Consider the following 15,758-nt stretch of genomic DNA (forward strand, 5'->3'; position numbering starts at 1 on the left):
CAGTTTAGCCTTGAGAGTTTAATTTTTTCAATTCTACTTCAAGCTCTTTAGATGCCTTTTGCGATCTAAATTCTTCATAAAGAGCTGCTTTAGAGGTTGGGTCAATTTTAGCACCCGACTTACTGACTAGTTGCTCAAATAACAAATCACTCTTATTTTCAGATAATGTCACTAAAGTACATAACTGCTTCTTGCCATCTATTTTAGCAAATTCAACTTTTGCAGCTTTAGTGTTCACTAATGTTTGTTGCGAGATTTGCTTAGACACTTGCTCAAATGTGCCGCCAATGTTTTGCTTATCATCTGCTTCCAACTTACGCTGATACATTTTATCGAGCACACTAACTTTCAAACTAATTTGCTGTGCTATTTCAGCACGTGCCATTGCTAAACTCTGTGCTTTATCAATAGATAAGTTACCTGACCATGGCACACAAGAAGCGGCGGCTAATGCGTTATCAACATTAGGGTTTAAGACCCAATTTGGCACTGAATCAGTCGACTCAAGCATGATAGATTTTTGCTCATTAGTATTACTACAAGCACCTAAAAATAAGCAAGCAGCTGCCACTATTGATATTTTGTTCATATTGATTCCTTGATAAGTAAATTATTGTAGTAAGAGGTTCTTTTAAGAACTTTCTTTAAATAGTTGACGGTTTCCTGATGGGGTAAATTATCAATTAAATTGAAATATAGTTGTTCTGAGGTCTGCTGATTGGCTGACTGAGTTGCCCGCTTCAGTGATGTGGTATTACTCAATGCTCTGGCAACATTACCAGGACCTGTGTTGTAACCAGCAATCGACATATAAAGTTTGTTTTTACTGTCTGTAACTCCTTTAAAATAACGTGACATCAGTAAGTGAAGATATACGCTACCCGCTTCAATATTTTGCTCTGCACTATATAAATATTCAGGTCTAAGTAGCGTGGTTTTGCCATTTAAAAATTCAGTAACGTCCTTACCTGCGCTTCCAGGAACAATTTGCATCAAACCAAAAGCTGGGACGTGCGAACGTGCTAAAGGATTAAAGCTTGATTCGGTATGGATAATGGCAAGAATTAATGAGGCCGGTATTTGCCACTTTTCTGCTTGTTGTTGAGCAAAAGGATAATAGCGCTGTGCATTATCACTGAGTAAGCTGGGCCTTAATGGTATGGTAATGGTAGTTTTATTTTGCTCACTTTTACTCAATATTGTTGCTAATTCACCAACATGCTTTTTAGCCAACAAAACAGGTGAACTTTTCGCTATCACTAATTGCTTGTTATCTTCGGTTAATTGTTTGTTTACCGCTTGTACAACAGGGTCTTTCGCTAAGGCATCAGCTAGCGATGTGGTAGTGAGCTTTGTTATGGTTTGTTCAGCTAAAATAGTGACTTGCTGAGATGTTAAAGATTGACGTACTTCAATCTTTATTGCCCCAGAAGCAAAATCAACCGTGGTACGTTGATTTAAGTCAGCTGAATAATCGACCCATTGCTTTTTCCCTGGTAGTAATGGTTGTTGCCATTTCTGGGAAATTTTTGCTCTATAGTCATCTTCAGCCAACTTCCATGCGGCAACAAATTGTGCGAACTCTTCATCTATATTTTTTTTATAAGCAGAAAACTCTTTATCTTGCTGTGCTAGATATTGCTCAAATTCTAAAGACTCTTCGTTATCATGGGCAATTGATAATGGCGGTAGTAAGCTAAAAATAGCTAGACAGATCGTCAGCCGTTTTTTCATCTTGTAATTCCTTTTGCGTATTTACTTTACGTTGCAATTGATAGCACTGCTTACTATCACAGTTCGCTAGAATGTCGATTGCAGACTGATAACTACCTTGCTCAATCCAAAAATTTGCCAACGCTGCTTTACTTTGATTAAGCAATAAATTGCTTCCGTCAACTTGATGCTCGAAAATCCCTTTGCCTTTTTCGCCGCCAGTTTTAGTCGCTATTAAGACAATGGCATCATTTCTAGTAGCCGAATTTACCATTGATAGTCGTAACAATGGCTTTAAAAAGCTATTTTCTCCTTGTTCTAAAGCCCACCACGCATTCATCAGTGCCAACCTTGCCTTGCCTAACTCAGGTTCTGTTTCTTTAATCGTGCCACTACAACTTAAGCCGCCTTCAATTTTTTGGTCGTGATAGTTACTTAAATGGCTAGTGGCATAATTAATACTATCCGATAGCGCGAGGTTTAATTGCTCAGCCAGCTGTTGCTGCTTTTGCACCCTTAATGGATAAGATAATGCCTTACGACAAGCCTTTACCCACAACCTAGTAGGCAGGTCAGCATTCAGAGGAAAAACCTGAGCAGTATCGGCTTGATTTATCACTTTAAAAGAAGGTGTATGGTGAACAGTTGCGGCGGAACTCGCCACAACTGATACCGACAGCACTGCTGCAGCGAGCATTATAAGTCGCCTGATTTACTTACTTGGCCAGATGCTGCTTGAGAGTTTTTTCCATTTTCATTGCGGCCACCATTAGCCTTGATCTTATGTGTGGTTTTTATGCGGCTAGTGTTCGTAGAATTCATTTCTTTATTTGCTTCACGTGCCGTTTTCTCTAGGCTAGGTGCATAAATAGCCACGGTATATTGCCAATGACCATCGGTAGAAACAAAACTCTTGGTTGAAACGCCAGGAGGTAGTGTGCCCGCAATTAGCGTTTTATAATCATCTGTTGCTTTAAGCTGATTGATAAAAGTCGATTGTTCTTCATCTAATACTGCAACTTGTGATGGATCTAACGTTTCAGGATCGTAGTCAAACTGAGTATTTTTATCGACTTGCTTCTCATCAAAACTACCGTCCCAATAAACCTGTTCACCTTTTAAAGTACCTAGTAACGCAGCACGCGCACGAGTTTCAGATTGACGTTTTGCCACAGTTTTAAGCTTTCGAGCAATCGATTTGTTTTTGTTATCTCTGACAATAGCTGAGCCAAAACCCATAACATAATTTTCATTAGTTTCAGGGTTAGTTAACACTTTAGCGCCAACCGGCGGTAAAATACCACTTTTTAGATCACTAATAATATGTTTAAAAATTTCATTAGGAGCTGTAGTTACTGCTACTGCACCGGCTTGATGTCTAATTTGAGCACGCGTTTTTGGCGTAGAAATTAAGCTAACGCGTACTAATTTTTCTTCAATATCATCGTTAACATCAAAAGTTACATAGCCAGCTAAAGAACCAGAAACACTTTCTACACAAGCTTCTTGCTGGGCATCTGCCGTATTCGCGACACTTTCATTACCGCTATCAATAACGTCCATACTTGCCGATACTACATTAGCACAAGCCAGAGTAACGCCTTTCATATTGGCAACAAACTGTTTTTTTGCAATTAACAAGGCTTTGTTATAAGCACCGCGCTTTGATAGTAAGCTGGCATTTTGATTATTAAAGGTTTGATAACTTGCACTACCCACTGAAAGGATCCCCATACCAGAGCCCACTTTAATCATTTTTATACCATCTTCTTCTTCTTCGATTAATGCCTGATACGCTACAGCAACGGCAGCAACGTCATCAGTTCCAACCACTACATCACCCTTCACTGTTACCTTATCGGCATTTGGAATGCTTTGTCCTGCTTTTGCTGGAATAAGGTCAGTTAAATCGAAATCATCGTTAGCTAAAGCCGGTAGAGATAAGGCTAATGCCAAAGTAAATATTTTAAATTTCATAGTATTCCTTTAATTAAATAATATTGTTTGGTCGTCTATGACCTGTCCATTTGGAAAAGAAGGTTCGCTAATAGCTGCTAAAGAATTCTGCAGCATTAACGCCAATTCACCGGTGTCTCCTGAGTAACGAAGGCTAGCAACTACGTAGTTATTTTTCTTGAAAATCGCAACATCTTTTACTCCTCCAATCGTAGAGATAACGGCATGTAATTTTTCAGGTTGTGATAGATAGCTTGAACGTATTTTGATTTCACGAACTAAACCACCTTGACTCACAACATTGATAAAGGCTTTATTGAGTGCCAGTTGCAAGCTTTGCAACTGTTGGGGCATTTCAAACGTTACCTGGGTTAAGTCATCTAACACGTGTGTTGAATCAGGTAGCGCCACCAAACTTGGATCGTTACGCCATTGACCATAGAGGTTATTGGCTAAATCACGCACTTCAATGGTTAATGACAAGCGTTTGCTGCTCACAGGTCCTCGTAACTCGTGCTTAGCAATCACTTTTAAACTAGCGCCAGATCCAGTTTCAATTCCTTGTTCTGATAACCAAGTTTTCAAAATTGGCTCAAAATTATCGTCGGCAATAACGTTCACTCTTGGCGAACCAATTTGAGTAAGAAAATCATTAGACTGTGTGATCAAAGGTGACTTTTCAACAACCACTTGCAACGTAACTTGCAAACCATCTTTATCCAATTTCTTCGATGCTAAAGATTGCCACGATTTAACCAGCCCTGAACTACGACTAGACATTTGCTGGCTGATCAAATCTCTTACAGCATTTTGTTCACCATCATCACTCAATTGCATTAAGGTTAAAGATGACTGCACTGAATTTTGACTGAGGTAAATACCAACGACGCGAGAAATAGCTCGGCGCAACGCGTCTTGTTCAGCGCGTTGACGCGCAGAATCACCAGCCTGAGACCAACCTTCACCAACTACAGTTACAGTGACTGTTGAACTATCATCTTTCCACTCTAGAGCATCATCCGTATTTGCATGTTCAATTGTTTGTTCAACATTGATAGCCACCGATAAACAGGTATCATTACCTTGTAAATATGGCTGGCCAAGATCAAGTCGCATGCCGCCATTACTAAGCCCTTCTATTATGGTGTCGCGTGACCTGCTATAAACTTGATCAAGGTTTGACTCAATACTTTCACTGTGATCACCAAAAGCCAGTGTTTTATTACCCTTGATAAATTGTGCAAGCTCAAGCGCTGCATTATTACTAGCTTGTGTTATTGCCCCTTGTCCTCGGCCGTAAGCACAAGCAGAGGTGCTAATATTACCGTTGTCTAACACCTTAACTTCACCATAACTGGCGAAGCTAAGTAACATCGATAATAGAGCTAATTTTCTCATGTCCTATTCTCAAGAAAATTGGCGGGTGTACCTACAGAAACAGCAAAAATTTTAACGCCATTACCCGGACGGAAGATCCCAGATTTAGATTGATTTTTGATTGAGTCGGCTAATTTACTGTTCTTCCACTTAACAATTCGTCCACTAGCACTTTGCTTTGATGGCGTTACCGTCGCGACACCAATAGGCTCAACAAAACCGGCTTCATATTGAAATATAACCATAGTTTCATCAACGAGCACGCCGGCATTCTGACCACGGTCTAAGCTTAGTTGGTCGCCTTTAATCCCTAATACTTGAGCTGTTGCAGGCATTTCACTTAGCATTCTGGTTAAAAATATATCGAAACCACGGCTTGCCATGTCAGACATCATTGCCTGTACTACTTGAGGATCAGAAAAGTTAAAACCGCTATAATAGCGGCCGCTAACAATAACAACATTTAGCTCATCTTTACTTTTAACAACATCAGCCGATTTAACTCTGATCTTACCAATATTCGGATGCGACATTTTCTCTTTAGTGAATGGGTCAATTACTGCTGAGGTCATTTCAAGGGTATAGTCCATAACACCTGAAGTTTGAGCATAGAAAGTGTCAACTGTTTTAGTTGTATCTATTTTCACAACAAAATCAGGCGCTAAAACTTTTTGACTCGCTGCGCGTTTAGCATAAGCTTTCGCACCCTGTTCAGCTAAATAAGTTGCTTGTTCTTGTCCTATAACCTCATCATCACGAGTAATAATTCTAAAACGACTTAAACCCGCTAATTGATTTTCAAGCATCTGGACAAGTTTTAAATTATTAACCTGCTTTAAATGCTCTATGCCTTTACCTTTTCCCGCAACATCATTGTTATCAAAATAAATTCTTATCGTTGGCTTCTTCAGAGGACAACCTTCGCTTTCTTTTTGACGATCGAAGGTGCATCGTTCCAAACCTTGGGTATCAAAATATGCAGGAACGGTTATGTCATCATCAGAAAAATCATAGGCGCTCTTTGCGATGGAGGCATTCGAGGCTTGATTTTTTACGGTGACTTTTTTTGTTTGGCTGCTTGGTCCTGTACTTTGACAACCAGTGATTAGCGTTGCAATTAGGGCACTAGTGAGAACTTTTTTTAACATTTTATAGATATTCCTTGGTGTTATTTTGAGTACCTGTATCGAACAATACCTGGCCTTTCGATAGGTCAATCAAATCTGCAATAGCGGCAACTGCTCGCTGTTTTGCTGCATTGATGGAGGATGCACGGTGCCTTTCTTTCAGTGTGTTAGTAAATAAAACTCGATACGGCGGTTCACTTTCCAGTAACTCAAGTGAAAGTAAAACTTCAACTACATACTCGCTACCATCTTTAGCTGACTTGGTTTTAATCGAAGGCTGTAACCAATAAACTGTGCCAGCACCGCCGGTTAAACTACGATTAATACTAGTACTAATTACGTTAAGTTCTGTAGGCGCTTGAACTTCAATAATCGCTTTGTTTTTTAACGCTAGTATTAGTTGTTGCCAGTGCTTAAACTTTTGCCACAGCCCCGAAAAACTTGTTTTTTTTTCATTTAATGCACTGAGTAAAACAAGATGGTTTTCAACTCGAGACTGTTGAGCTAACTGCCTTTGAGCCCAAACGTGCTGTTGCCATAAGGGTTGTTGATTTAATTGAGCAGAGGTAGATATGTTGTCAAAGAAGGTATTTATGCGCGCTGTTAGATTTTTATAAAACTGTTGCTTAGATAACTTGATTAATAACGCAGTTTGATTATTTTCAAATGCTTTTTCAGCTACCGAAACTAAATTTAATGGAATAGATTCAGTTATCAATTCAATTTTTTGTGACAATGTAGCATCACTTTCATTACCATTTTTTGTAACTGAGATAATCGATCGAGAGCTAATACTTGCTTGAAGTTGCTGACTTAAATCATCAAAAGCAAACTTTTTTGCCATTACTTGATTGTCAGCAACGCCGACAGCACAGAAATATTCTGCACTGCAGTTTGCTTGATACACCCAACTCGGCCAGGCTGATGCCTTAACCGAGATTGAGAATATAATCAGTAGCACTAATAAATTAACCGCGTGCATCCAACTGCTCTTGTAATTTGCTTAAGCTACCCGCAACTTCTTGATCAGCTGAAATCAAGCCATTAATTTCATTAAGCAATGACAATTGATCCCTAGCGCGTATAACTGCAGTGGCAACGGTCAGTTTTTCGTCAGCATCATCGTCCTTGAAAAAGCCCATTGCGGTGTTAATCGCAGCAACTTGTGCTATTTGAGTACCATATTGAGTAACTAAATAACCCAATTGCACACCTTGTTTCACGAGTTCAATCGTTAATTTAGAATTTTCTTCTGAAATATCTTGAGTAGCTTTGTTATAAGCCGCTAATTTATTGCCGATTTTGTCTTCTTCAGATTTAGAATGAAGATCAAACTCTTTAGCTTCAGCCAATAACTCCTGATCTGTTTTGCCTTCATTAGCCGCTAAAAAACTTGTAACATCACGATGTTGCTTAACAACCTCACGATACATAACAGAAACATTCCTTTGCTGTTCCACAAAAGCTGACAAGCCGTTTATAAATTCATCAATACCCGGAGAGACTTTAACAACTTCATAACCAACAGTATCAATTTCGGCAATAATACGCTCGACTTCGTCATCTCGATCAATGTTGGCTTTTTGTTCATTAGATAAGCTGCTACAACCAGCAATAAGTGACAGGGCTATTAAAGCCGCAGTGAGGTTTTTATTTAACATTTTATACTCCATTATATTGATAAATTACGACAAGGCGGAGCCATTGACATAATTTGTCTTTGAGCAGTCCTTGCTTCTTAAGAAATACATAATACATAATTATTTATTTTAATCAATGATTTATCTGGGCGATATTCTTCAAAGTTTATCTCTTGGACAGTTAGGATTAATTTATTATTGAATGAAAAATTAATTAAATAACATTAGAAATTGAAGGGCACATTGCTTTCACTTTTGTTTGTTACCGTGTCTTTCAAAGGGGTTTAAACTTACAGATCAGTTATAAAAAAGGGACATTTTATTGGCCGTACACGGTGTAAAAATTAGCCGAATAGCTGTAATTAAGATTTCTATTTAGGAAAGAGTAATCGACAAATAGTGAGTTAAACCTTTGTGACTATTTTAGCTTTTACTTACTACTAAAATGGAGAGCTAGTTGCATATGTCAGTACTACTTAATAATCAGCTAATTGTCCTCTGAGTGTAGCTAGGTTTTAAACAAATTATTTTTAGTCTAGCTCACGTTAAAGCAATGATTATTTCCTTTTTAAGGTAATAAATTACGATGTACTTCAAGCTATAACATGAAGAACAACCTTAATACCTTACACCTGACAAGTGAACCCAGCTAAATTCTATGCCGAAAAAATGATGGTGATTTATGTTGTAGAGGGATCCAAGTCGCTTGTTCAGTTAATCGACTGTAAACAATGTCGCTTGTTTAATTTTAACTAGCAAGGGGCAGGGAGATAGTTATACGAACTGTTTTAAGTTAATTTATCAGCAACTATTACAACTTATTAAATGTGAATTACGCAGCAGTATTCTCTGAAAGGTTTAAGGTTACATCAATAAAATTTTTTCTTGGCAAGTTAGCCATGGTAAATATTAAGCGACGATTAAAAAGTTCGACTTTAATAATCGTCGCCAGCTTTACATTACTTAAGCTATTTTCAAGTAGTCTTTAATAACTTCGGCACCGGTATCCGCTTGGATCGGTTTAAAAATAAAACCAGAAATCCCCTGACTTTCACAGCTTTTTATTAACGCTTGATCTGTGACTGAAGAAAGCATAACCACGGGAACATTGCTGCCATTAGCACGAATATTTACCAATGCCTGATCACCGTTCATTTCACTCATTACAACATCCATAAACATAAAGTCAGGTTGTTGCTCTTGTACCATAGTAACTGCCACCGAACCGTCGTCAGCTTCAATAACATTGTTATAACCTAGCTGAGATAGATAACGCTTTAGTGCTTTGCGGATCATGCCGCTGTCGTCAACTAAAAGTATTTTACTTTCTAGCGGTAATATTTTGCTGTGAGGATTACTAATACCAGTACTGGCTTCTCGCTTAATGCCTACCGATTGATATTCAACGTTACGAATAAGCAAATTAAAATAATAACGACCTACACCTTCAATAGTGATAGGCACAGTTATAACTTCGGTTACACCCGCTAAGTATTTGTCCATGTCATTAACATCGTGAACAAAGTATGGGCTAGAAAATTTATAATCTAAACTATAACGGCCATGTAAATCTGTCGAGCGACCCACAATGGTATTGCCCCATTCCGCTAAGGCATTACTTAACTCTTCATTTATTTCAGTGTATTGATATTTTTCTTCAAACATATGTTCACAAACTGAATTACCAATTGCGATAGCTGTTTCTGGATAATGATGCATCATTATAACGCCGTCTAAGCCACCGGTGACTTCAGAACATACGGCATAGCCTTTAAAGCGAAAATCATCAACGTTATCTACAAAAGCCTCACCTGCCTCGCCAACCAAATTCGTCATTGCCTTCAAACTAGCAAGTGACTCATTGATAAAAGGGTATAAAATAACTTTATATAGCGCTTCTACTGACATGATTTTTCCTTTTTTATAATTATTTCTAAATCAATTTTGCTAGTACAATACTAAGCCCAAGCAATAAATACAAATTTAGCTTAAGTCACTATTAAAATCACCTTGTATAACAAAATATCTTCCACTATCGATGCTAATGTTCTTATAGTATGAACGTAAAACCGAAAGTCGCCTAGGCACAACATCAACTAAAGCAATAGATGACGGTCGATAGGAAAAAACTCACTCGCTGCATTAATTAATGACTGCGCGGTTAGAGCAGTAACACCATATACATGAGTTTTTACACCGTCACGTTGCATTACTTTTCTAAGCAATAAATCAAAGTCACCATCGCCGGAAAGTAAGATGACAATATCCACTTCCGGTGCCATTTCCATCACATCAACCGCGATACCAACATCCCAATCACCTTTTGCAGAGCCGTCACGACGCTGAATAAAAGGTTTAAGTTTTACCTCAAAGCCAATGTATTTTAAGGCTTTTTGAAATTTATGCTGTTGGTCGTCACTGCGCTGTATGGCATAAGCATTAGCCAAAACAATATCACCTTGTTGACTAATTTGTTGCCAGAATGCTCGATAATTAAATTGCTGCTGAAAAGTATCTCGTGTGGTGTAATAAATATTTTGTACATCAACAAATATGGCAATTTTTGGTGGTTGTTCGCTATTTTGCATAAAAATCCTATTTGCTAACTTAGGTCATATTTTGGCCTAATGTAATAAATTCGTTATATTTCATTATGGTACCTGGTTTGAATGCTTTTAGCAGTTAATTATTAACAACTAAAAACTACCCATCGCCAAGCAGAATGAAGTGCGAGTATAATAGCCATTAAAATATTGCATTGAGAACTTAGTCAAAATAACTCTACTGGGTATAAGAGACAATTATTAAGCTAAGTGCTACAATAGACAGTCAAATAAAGCTGAGTAAAACATGATGTTAGCCGTTCGTAAATTATTTTATTTATTACTGCGTTTACCGATGAAGATATTGGTGCGTTGTAAAGTTGTTGCCGACGAAATGATTAATTCAGGTCAATTAACCACTGAGCAGCCGGTATTTTATGTATTACGTCATCAATCGGCCAGTGATGTTTTATCGCTACGTACAGCTTGTAAAAAAGCTAACTTACCTGACCCCCTAGCGCCTGTGGATGTGGATGGCCAAACTTTATCAAGATTACTTTTTTTAGAAGAACCTACAACATTATTCCATTGGCGCAAAGCAAAAAAAACCACAGCAATAGCGCAAGGCTTTGAATTGCTTAATGCTCACGCCAATAATGAAAAGTTAGATGCTCAACTTATACCTGCCAATGTTATTTGGGGACGCACCCCGACCAAAGAAAGAAATAATACCAATGTTGGTACACTTTTAACCGATCAAGAATCGCCAACTTGGTTACGCAAATTTTTGATCGTCTTATTTCTAGGCCGCCATACCATGGTGCGATTTAGCGAAGCTATTTCATTTCGCCACATGGCGGATAAGCATGGTAGTAATGAAGCCAGTGCGCGGAAATTAATACGTATTGCGCGTTTTCATTTTCATCGTCAAATTATTGCGGCCAAAGGGCCTAGGCTTATGCATCGACAACAGATGTTTGCTAATTTAATCGTTAATCCCGCGATAAAACGTGTGATTAACGAAGAAGCAAAAAGCAAAAATATCACTGAAGCAGAAGCTAAAAAACAAGCATTAGCGATAATGGACGAAATTGCCGGTGATTATCGTGATGTTACCGTACGTTTTGGTGAACGACTTCTCGGCTGGTTATGGAACCGTCTTTATAACGGCATTGAAGTGAATAAAGCTGAACGTTTACGGAATTTAGCACAAGAGGGCCATGAAATTATCTACGTGCCTTGTCACCGCAGCCACATGGATTATTTACTCCTTACCTACGTTATTTTTCAACAAGGCCTAGTAACACCGCGCATTGCTGCAGGTATCAATTTAAATTTTTGGCCAGCAGGACCTATTTTTCGAAAAGCCGGTGCCTTTTTCATTCGCCGTAGTTTTAAAGGTAACCGCCTTTATTCCACGATTTTTCGTGAATATTTAGGTTTACTTTTTGAACGTGGATACCCAGTTAAATACTATTCCGAAGGTGGTCGTAGCCGAACAGGTCGATTACTTTCACCAAAAACTGGCATGTTAGCGATGACCATTCAAAGCATGCTGCGCGGCATCGACCGACCGTTAACCTTAGTGCCTGTTTATCTAGGTTATGAACACGTAATGGAAGTTGGTACTTATCATAAAGAGTTAAGTGGTAGCCAAAAGAAAGGCGAGTCAATATTTGGTGTGATTAAAGCAATTCGAAATTTGCGCAATTACGGCAAAGGCTACGTTAACTTTGGTGAACCTATCAATATTAATCAGTTTTTGAATAATCAGGTACCTGACTGGAAACAAGCAATAGACCCCATTGACCCACAAAAGCCTCAATGGTTAAATCCTAGCGTTAATCTGTTAGCCCAGCAAGTTATGACCTCAATCAACCAATGTGCCGCGTTAAATGGCGTTGCCTTAGTTTCACTGATTTTACATGCAACAGAAAACAAAGCGCTAACCAAAGCTGAGTTAATAAGCCAGCTTGATTTTTTCATCGCTTTGCAGCGCGCTGTGCCATACCACACCGAGTTAACTATACCCGCTGAAACCGGTGCAGAGCTTTTAGAGCATGTAATATTATTGAACAAAGTGACCATTAACCAAGACAGTTTTGGTGACATTATTTCCTTAACCGAAAGTGCAATATTGGAGCTGCGCTACTATCGCAACAATATTATTCACACTTTTATATTGCCTTCACTGGTTTGTCGTTTATTAGAGCGCAATGCAAAAATCAGTCAAAACAGCATGCTTGGCCAAGTTCAACGGTTAATCGAATTACTCAAAACCGATTTATTTTTGTGGCAATCAGCAGAAGACGCAGAGCAACAAGTACAAGCAGTATGTCAGTTTTTAGCCGAGAAGGGGATCGTAAAACAAAGTAAATCGGGTGTTTGGTCATTAAGTAGTGACGATGAAAATCGGGCAAAAATACGCTTAATAGCAGAGTGTGTTAACGAAACCATGCAGCGCTTTGCCATAATTACCTCGCTACTTGGCCAATTGGCCCCGATTAAAAAGTCTGAATTAAATGAAAAGGTTGTCGCGATAGCTCAGCGTTTATCTGTATTGAACAACATCAATGCCCCTGAATTTATAGATAAAAAAGCACAATCGACATTAATTACCGCAATGAAAGATCAAGGTTATATCGTGTTAGATGAGAACGATAAATTAGTTGATAGCAGTACTTTAGGCTTATTAAAAAGCTCTGTCAGTAACTTAGTGGATATCGAGGTTTTACAAAGTATCGTGCGTTAACATTGAGAGTAACAGTTCAAGAAAGTGACTGAGAAGTTTTGATCAGGTCAACAGCACTTGTTTCAAAACCTTAGTCAACATAACTCACTAAGGTATTATCTTGATAGCGGCTTTATTATCAAAATAATGTACTAACATCTAACCTATACATAACCAAAAATCGCCAATGACAATATAGATACGCGATTGTTTATTCTGGATAAGCATTTATGCCGTCAATTTTGGCATTTTTATCTGCTTGATGTCGGATAGAATATTACCTTTATTATAAATACTCTACCATCACACCAATAAACACAATCAAACCAACATAATGATTATTTAAAAAGGCCGTAAAGCAGCGGTCACGATCACGCCCGGCAATTAGGATTTGTTGATAACAGAAAAAACCAGCAGCAATCACTAGCGATAATTGATATGGCCAACCAAAGGCAAGCATATCACCAACAGTAAACAGCAACGCCAAGGTTATTAACTGCAAATACAAAATAATGCGTTTATCATTTTCGCCAAAAATAATGGCTGTCGACTTAACGCCGATTCTTAAATCATCATCTCGATCTACCATAGCGTACATGGTGTCGTAAGCGACAGTCCATATAACGTTAGCACTGAACAATAGCCAAGCCACCGTAGGTATCTGCCCTTGTTCTTGTGCAAAAGCCATGATCATGCCCCAACTAAACGCCGAACCTAAAACAACTTGCGGAAAATGTGTTATGCGTTTCATAAACGGATAACTAGCCGCCAATAAAACGGCAACAACAGAGAGCATAATGGCGTAATTACTTAAGCTCAGCACCAAAGTAAAAGCAAGCAGAATAAAAGTTGCAAACAACTGCAAGGCTTCACAACTCGATAAAGCCCCGGTAACTAACGGGCGGTTTTGTGTACGCTTAACTTCACCATCAATTTTACGGTCGGCATAATCATTAATAATACAACCAGCACTGCGCATAAAAAAAACACCTAGGCTAAATACCACCAAAAGATGCAATGACGGCCAGCCATCTGAGGCAATCCACAATGCCCAGTAAGTCGGCCACAGCAACAAGTACGTGCCGATAGGCTTATCCATGCGGGTAATCTGTTTAATAGCGGTTAGTTTTTTCGTTAACTCACTCAATGTAGTGCCCTTTTATATTTCATATGCTACGGCGCCGGGTAAAAATATTTCAGCCACCATTAACGGTTTAGCATCAAGTACAAAAACCGAACGACGACCCCACAGCGGTTGTTGAGTTGTTTGAAGTGCTAAATAATTCACGAGATTTGCCACGCTAGAAGCTTGGTCAAATGCGGCAACTTCAATTTTTTTACGCTGTAAATCAGGGTGATTAAACAATACTTGCCCTAAAGATTGTGTACCCAAATGTGCTAATTGCTGCTGGGCGCCAGTTAAAGACCTTAAAGGTAATAAACTTCGAGCAAATACTTGCGGGATATCATCACAATATAATAATACTTCTCGGACCAACACCTGCTCGCCAACAATAACATCATCATTGGCTTCACTCGCATCACATGCTTGAATACACTGCCCAAGCACTTGCACACGAAATTGTTGACCATGGCATTTCAGCCGCGCTGTAAGTGAACCAGGATCAAGCAACCAATCGCGTAAGCTATTTGGAAGATTGAAGCTTTCTGGCGGCTGCCACTTTGCGACCATTTGTACAGGAAATAATGAATGTTCTGCTGTCATACCCGGAAACTATTTAACGAAAAACGACGTATGATAGCGTTTATACCCGTTCCACTTCAAGATGCAGGTTTCAGCAAATTGATAAAGGGTTAGCTACCAGACATTGATTGATGAGAATAGTTATTCTAGTATCAAAATCAATAACACAGGAAATAACCCTTTATCGGCTCGCGCGTAGGGAGTTAAACTAAAAAAAGTCCTTCGTTGCATACATGAATGTCGGACATTAGAGTAACGCAGGAGCAGTTACCGAGAATAACTATTATCTGCGTATCGCGCCATGATCTGATTTCTTAGCTTAGCCCTGCAACTGCATTGTGAAGTGTTGCGGGTATATTTTTCCACAAAAACAGCTTACTGCCCGTATTGAATAACGGTACTTATCCTAGGAGATACTAGCGTTTTTAGGCTAAAAGCATGAGGTAAATAAAAAATCGCTAAATAATTCAGCGCATGATCAAAATTCGCGTTATCATTTAAAGGCAATCAACCTATTTAACTGCTTAGCATAAATAGTTAACTTATTTTCTAATTTGAGTTTTAGTGTATGAAAACATCCATTATTTTACTGTTAGTACTGCTAAGTTCGTCTTTTGCCAAAGCGGCTGATTACGCTTACTTTGGCTTTGAACCTTCAATTGTTACCAACTACGTGGCAGTGAAGAAAAAAATGGGCTATGTCCGTTTAACGGTAGAGCTGATGATCGAAGATGCTTCAAATTATGAGATTGTTGAACACCATGCACCGCTTTTGCGAGATGCAATTATTAATATAATTGGTCAGCAACCTGAGTCAAAAGTTAAATCAATCAATGGCCGCCATGAAATACAGCGCTTGTGTGAAGAGAAAGTCAGAGAAATACTGGAAACAGAGACTGGCAAACCATTAATTAAAAAGCTTCTATTTACTCAATGGTTAGATAACTAAGCGCGACTGAATCAAAC

At 38.7% G+C, this 15,758-nt stretch carries 14 protein-coding genes; 2 read left to right on the forward strand and 12 right to left on the reverse strand.

Going from position 1 to position 15,758, the window contains the following annotated elements:
* Positions 1 to 4: 4 nt before the first annotated feature.
* From H4J38_RS03865 to H4J38_RS03910, 10 genes are all read right to left on the reverse strand, one after another.
* Complete coding sequence (locus H4J38_RS03865; protein WP_182129593.1) at positions 5 to 589, reverse strand: LPP20 family lipoprotein; 585 nt, start codon at positions 587 to 589, stop codon at positions 5 to 7.
* Positions 586 to 1,734, reverse strand: a complete 1,149-nt coding sequence (locus tag H4J38_RS03870; protein WP_182129595.1) for a transglycosylase SLT domain-containing protein — start codon at positions 1,732 to 1,734, stop codon at positions 586 to 588. The genes H4J38_RS03865 and H4J38_RS03870 overlap by 4 nt, the downstream gene beginning before the upstream one ends.
* Complete coding sequence (locus H4J38_RS03875) at positions 1,697 to 2,410, reverse strand: hypothetical protein (protein WP_182129597.1); 714 nt, start codon at positions 2,408 to 2,410, stop codon at positions 1,697 to 1,699. Before H4J38_RS03875 ends, H4J38_RS03870 begins: the two co-directional genes overlap by 38 nt.
* Positions 2,410 to 3,690, reverse strand: coding sequence for a hypothetical protein (locus H4J38_RS03880; RefSeq protein ID WP_182129599.1), 1,281 nt, complete (start codon positions 3,688 to 3,690; stop codon positions 2,410 to 2,412). Before H4J38_RS03880 ends, H4J38_RS03875 begins: the two co-directional genes overlap by 1 nt.
* A gap of 9 nt (positions 3,691 to 3,699) precedes the next feature.
* Positions 3,700 to 5,067, reverse strand: coding sequence for a hypothetical protein (locus H4J38_RS03885; protein ID WP_182129601.1), 1,368 nt, complete (start codon positions 5,065 to 5,067; stop codon positions 3,700 to 3,702).
* Entirely contained in the window at positions 5,064 to 6,194 is a 1,131-nt protein-coding gene (locus H4J38_RS03890; RefSeq protein WP_182129602.1) for a hypothetical protein, read from the reverse strand. The genes H4J38_RS03885 and H4J38_RS03890 overlap by 4 nt, the downstream gene beginning before the upstream one ends.
* Position 6,195: 1 nt before the next feature.
* Entirely contained in the window at positions 6,196 to 7,155 is a 960-nt protein-coding gene (locus H4J38_RS03895; RefSeq protein ID WP_182129604.1) for an LPP20 family lipoprotein, read from the reverse strand.
* A complete protein-coding gene (locus H4J38_RS03900; RefSeq protein WP_182129606.1) occupies positions 7,142 to 7,834 on the reverse strand; it encodes a hypothetical protein in 693 nt (230 codons plus the stop codon). The genes H4J38_RS03895 and H4J38_RS03900 overlap by 14 nt, the downstream gene beginning before the upstream one ends.
* Before the next feature lie 942 nt (positions 7,835 to 8,776).
* Positions 8,777 to 9,721 (reverse strand): response regulator, encoded by a 945-nt coding sequence (locus H4J38_RS03905; RefSeq protein ID WP_182129608.1) that lies wholly within the window; start codon positions 9,719 to 9,721, stop codon positions 8,777 to 8,779.
* Positions 9,722 to 9,909: 188 nt separating this feature from the next.
* On the reverse strand, positions 9,910 to 10,401 hold the full coding sequence (locus H4J38_RS03910; RefSeq protein WP_182129609.1) for an NYN domain-containing protein: 492 nt from the start codon (positions 10,399 to 10,401) through the stop codon (positions 9,910 to 9,912).
* A 262-nt stretch (positions 10,402 to 10,663) separates the two neighbouring features.
* Here H4J38_RS03910 and plsB point away from each other — a divergent pair, with 262 nt between their 5' ends.
* The gene (plsB, locus tag H4J38_RS03915) at positions 10,664 to 13,108 is read left to right on the forward strand and encodes a glycerol-3-phosphate 1-O-acyltransferase PlsB (protein WP_259365374.1); all 2,445 of its coding nucleotides are present in this window, start codon (positions 10,664 to 10,666) and stop codon (positions 13,106 to 13,108) included.
* 265 nt (positions 13,109 to 13,373) lie between these two features.
* Here plsB and ubiA read toward each other — a convergent pair whose 3' ends face one another.
* A complete protein-coding gene (gene ubiA / locus H4J38_RS03920) occupies positions 13,374 to 14,234 on the reverse strand; it encodes a 4-hydroxybenzoate octaprenyltransferase (protein WP_182129611.1) in 861 nt (286 codons plus the stop codon).
* Positions 14,235 to 14,246: 12 nt separating this feature from the next.
* Positions 14,247 to 14,813 carry a chorismate lyase gene (locus H4J38_RS03925; protein WP_259365375.1) on the reverse strand — a complete coding sequence of 189 codons (567 nt, stop codon included), beginning with the start codon at positions 14,811 to 14,813 and terminating at the stop codon, positions 14,247 to 14,249.
* A gap of 547 nt (positions 14,814 to 15,360) precedes the next feature.
* Between H4J38_RS03925 and H4J38_RS03930 the strand changes: the two genes are divergently transcribed.
* Positions 15,361 to 15,741 (forward strand): flagellar basal body-associated protein FliL, encoded by a 381-nt coding sequence (locus H4J38_RS03930; RefSeq protein ID WP_182129613.1) that lies wholly within the window; start codon positions 15,361 to 15,363, stop codon positions 15,739 to 15,741.
* Positions 15,742 to 15,758: the final 17 nt, after the last annotated feature.

The sequence above is a fragment of the Colwellia sp. BRX10-3 genome, from assembly GCF_014077505.1.
Taxonomy (GTDB): domain Bacteria; phylum Pseudomonadota; class Gammaproteobacteria; order Enterobacterales; family Alteromonadaceae; genus Cognaticolwellia.

What these genes read in the sequence shown, in the direction of transcription:
- H4J38_RS03880 (WP_182129599.1), bottom strand. Translation starts at nt 3,690, where the DNA reads ATGAAATTTAAAATATTTACTTTGGCATTAGCCTTATCTCTACCGGCT.
- H4J38_RS03930 (WP_182129613.1), top strand. Translation starts at nt 15,361, where the DNA reads ATGAAAACATCCATTATTTTACTGTTAGTACTGCTAAGTTCGTCTTTT.
- H4J38_RS03925 (WP_259365375.1), bottom strand. Translation starts at nt 14,813, where the DNA reads ATGACAGCAGAACATTCATTATTTCCTGTACAAATGGTCGCAAAGTGG.
- H4J38_RS03895 (WP_182129604.1), bottom strand. Translation starts at nt 7,155, where the DNA reads ATGCACGCGGTTAATTTATTAGTGCTACTGATTATATTCTCAATCTCG.
- H4J38_RS03890 (WP_182129602.1), bottom strand. Translation starts at nt 6,194, where the DNA reads ATGTTAAAAAAAGTTCTCACTAGTGCCCTAATTGCAACGCTAATCACT.
- H4J38_RS03900 (WP_182129606.1), bottom strand. Translation starts at nt 7,834, where the DNA reads ATGTTAAATAAAAACCTCACTGCGGCTTTAATAGCCCTGTCACTTATT.
- plsB (WP_259365374.1), top strand. Translation starts at nt 10,664, where the DNA reads ATGATGTTAGCCGTTCGTAAATTATTTTATTTATTACTGCGTTTACCG.
- H4J38_RS03905 (WP_182129608.1), bottom strand. Translation starts at nt 9,721, where the DNA reads ATGTCAGTAGAAGCGCTATATAAAGTTATTTTATACCCTTTTATCAAT.
- H4J38_RS03870 (WP_182129595.1), bottom strand. Translation starts at nt 1,734, where the DNA reads ATGAAAAAACGGCTGACGATCTGTCTAGCTATTTTTAGCTTACTACCG.
- H4J38_RS03885 (WP_182129601.1), bottom strand. Translation starts at nt 5,067, where the DNA reads ATGAGAAAATTAGCTCTATTATCGATGTTACTTAGCTTCGCCAGTTAT.
- H4J38_RS03865 (WP_182129593.1), bottom strand. Translation starts at nt 589, where the DNA reads ATGAACAAAATATCAATAGTGGCAGCTGCTTGCTTATTTTTAGGTGCT.
- H4J38_RS03910 (WP_182129609.1), bottom strand. Translation starts at nt 10,401, where the DNA reads ATGCAAAATAGCGAACAACCACCAAAAATTGCCATATTTGTTGATGTA.
- H4J38_RS03875 (WP_182129597.1), bottom strand. Translation starts at nt 2,410, where the DNA reads ATGCTCGCTGCAGCAGTGCTGTCGGTATCAGTTGTGGCGAGTTCCGCC.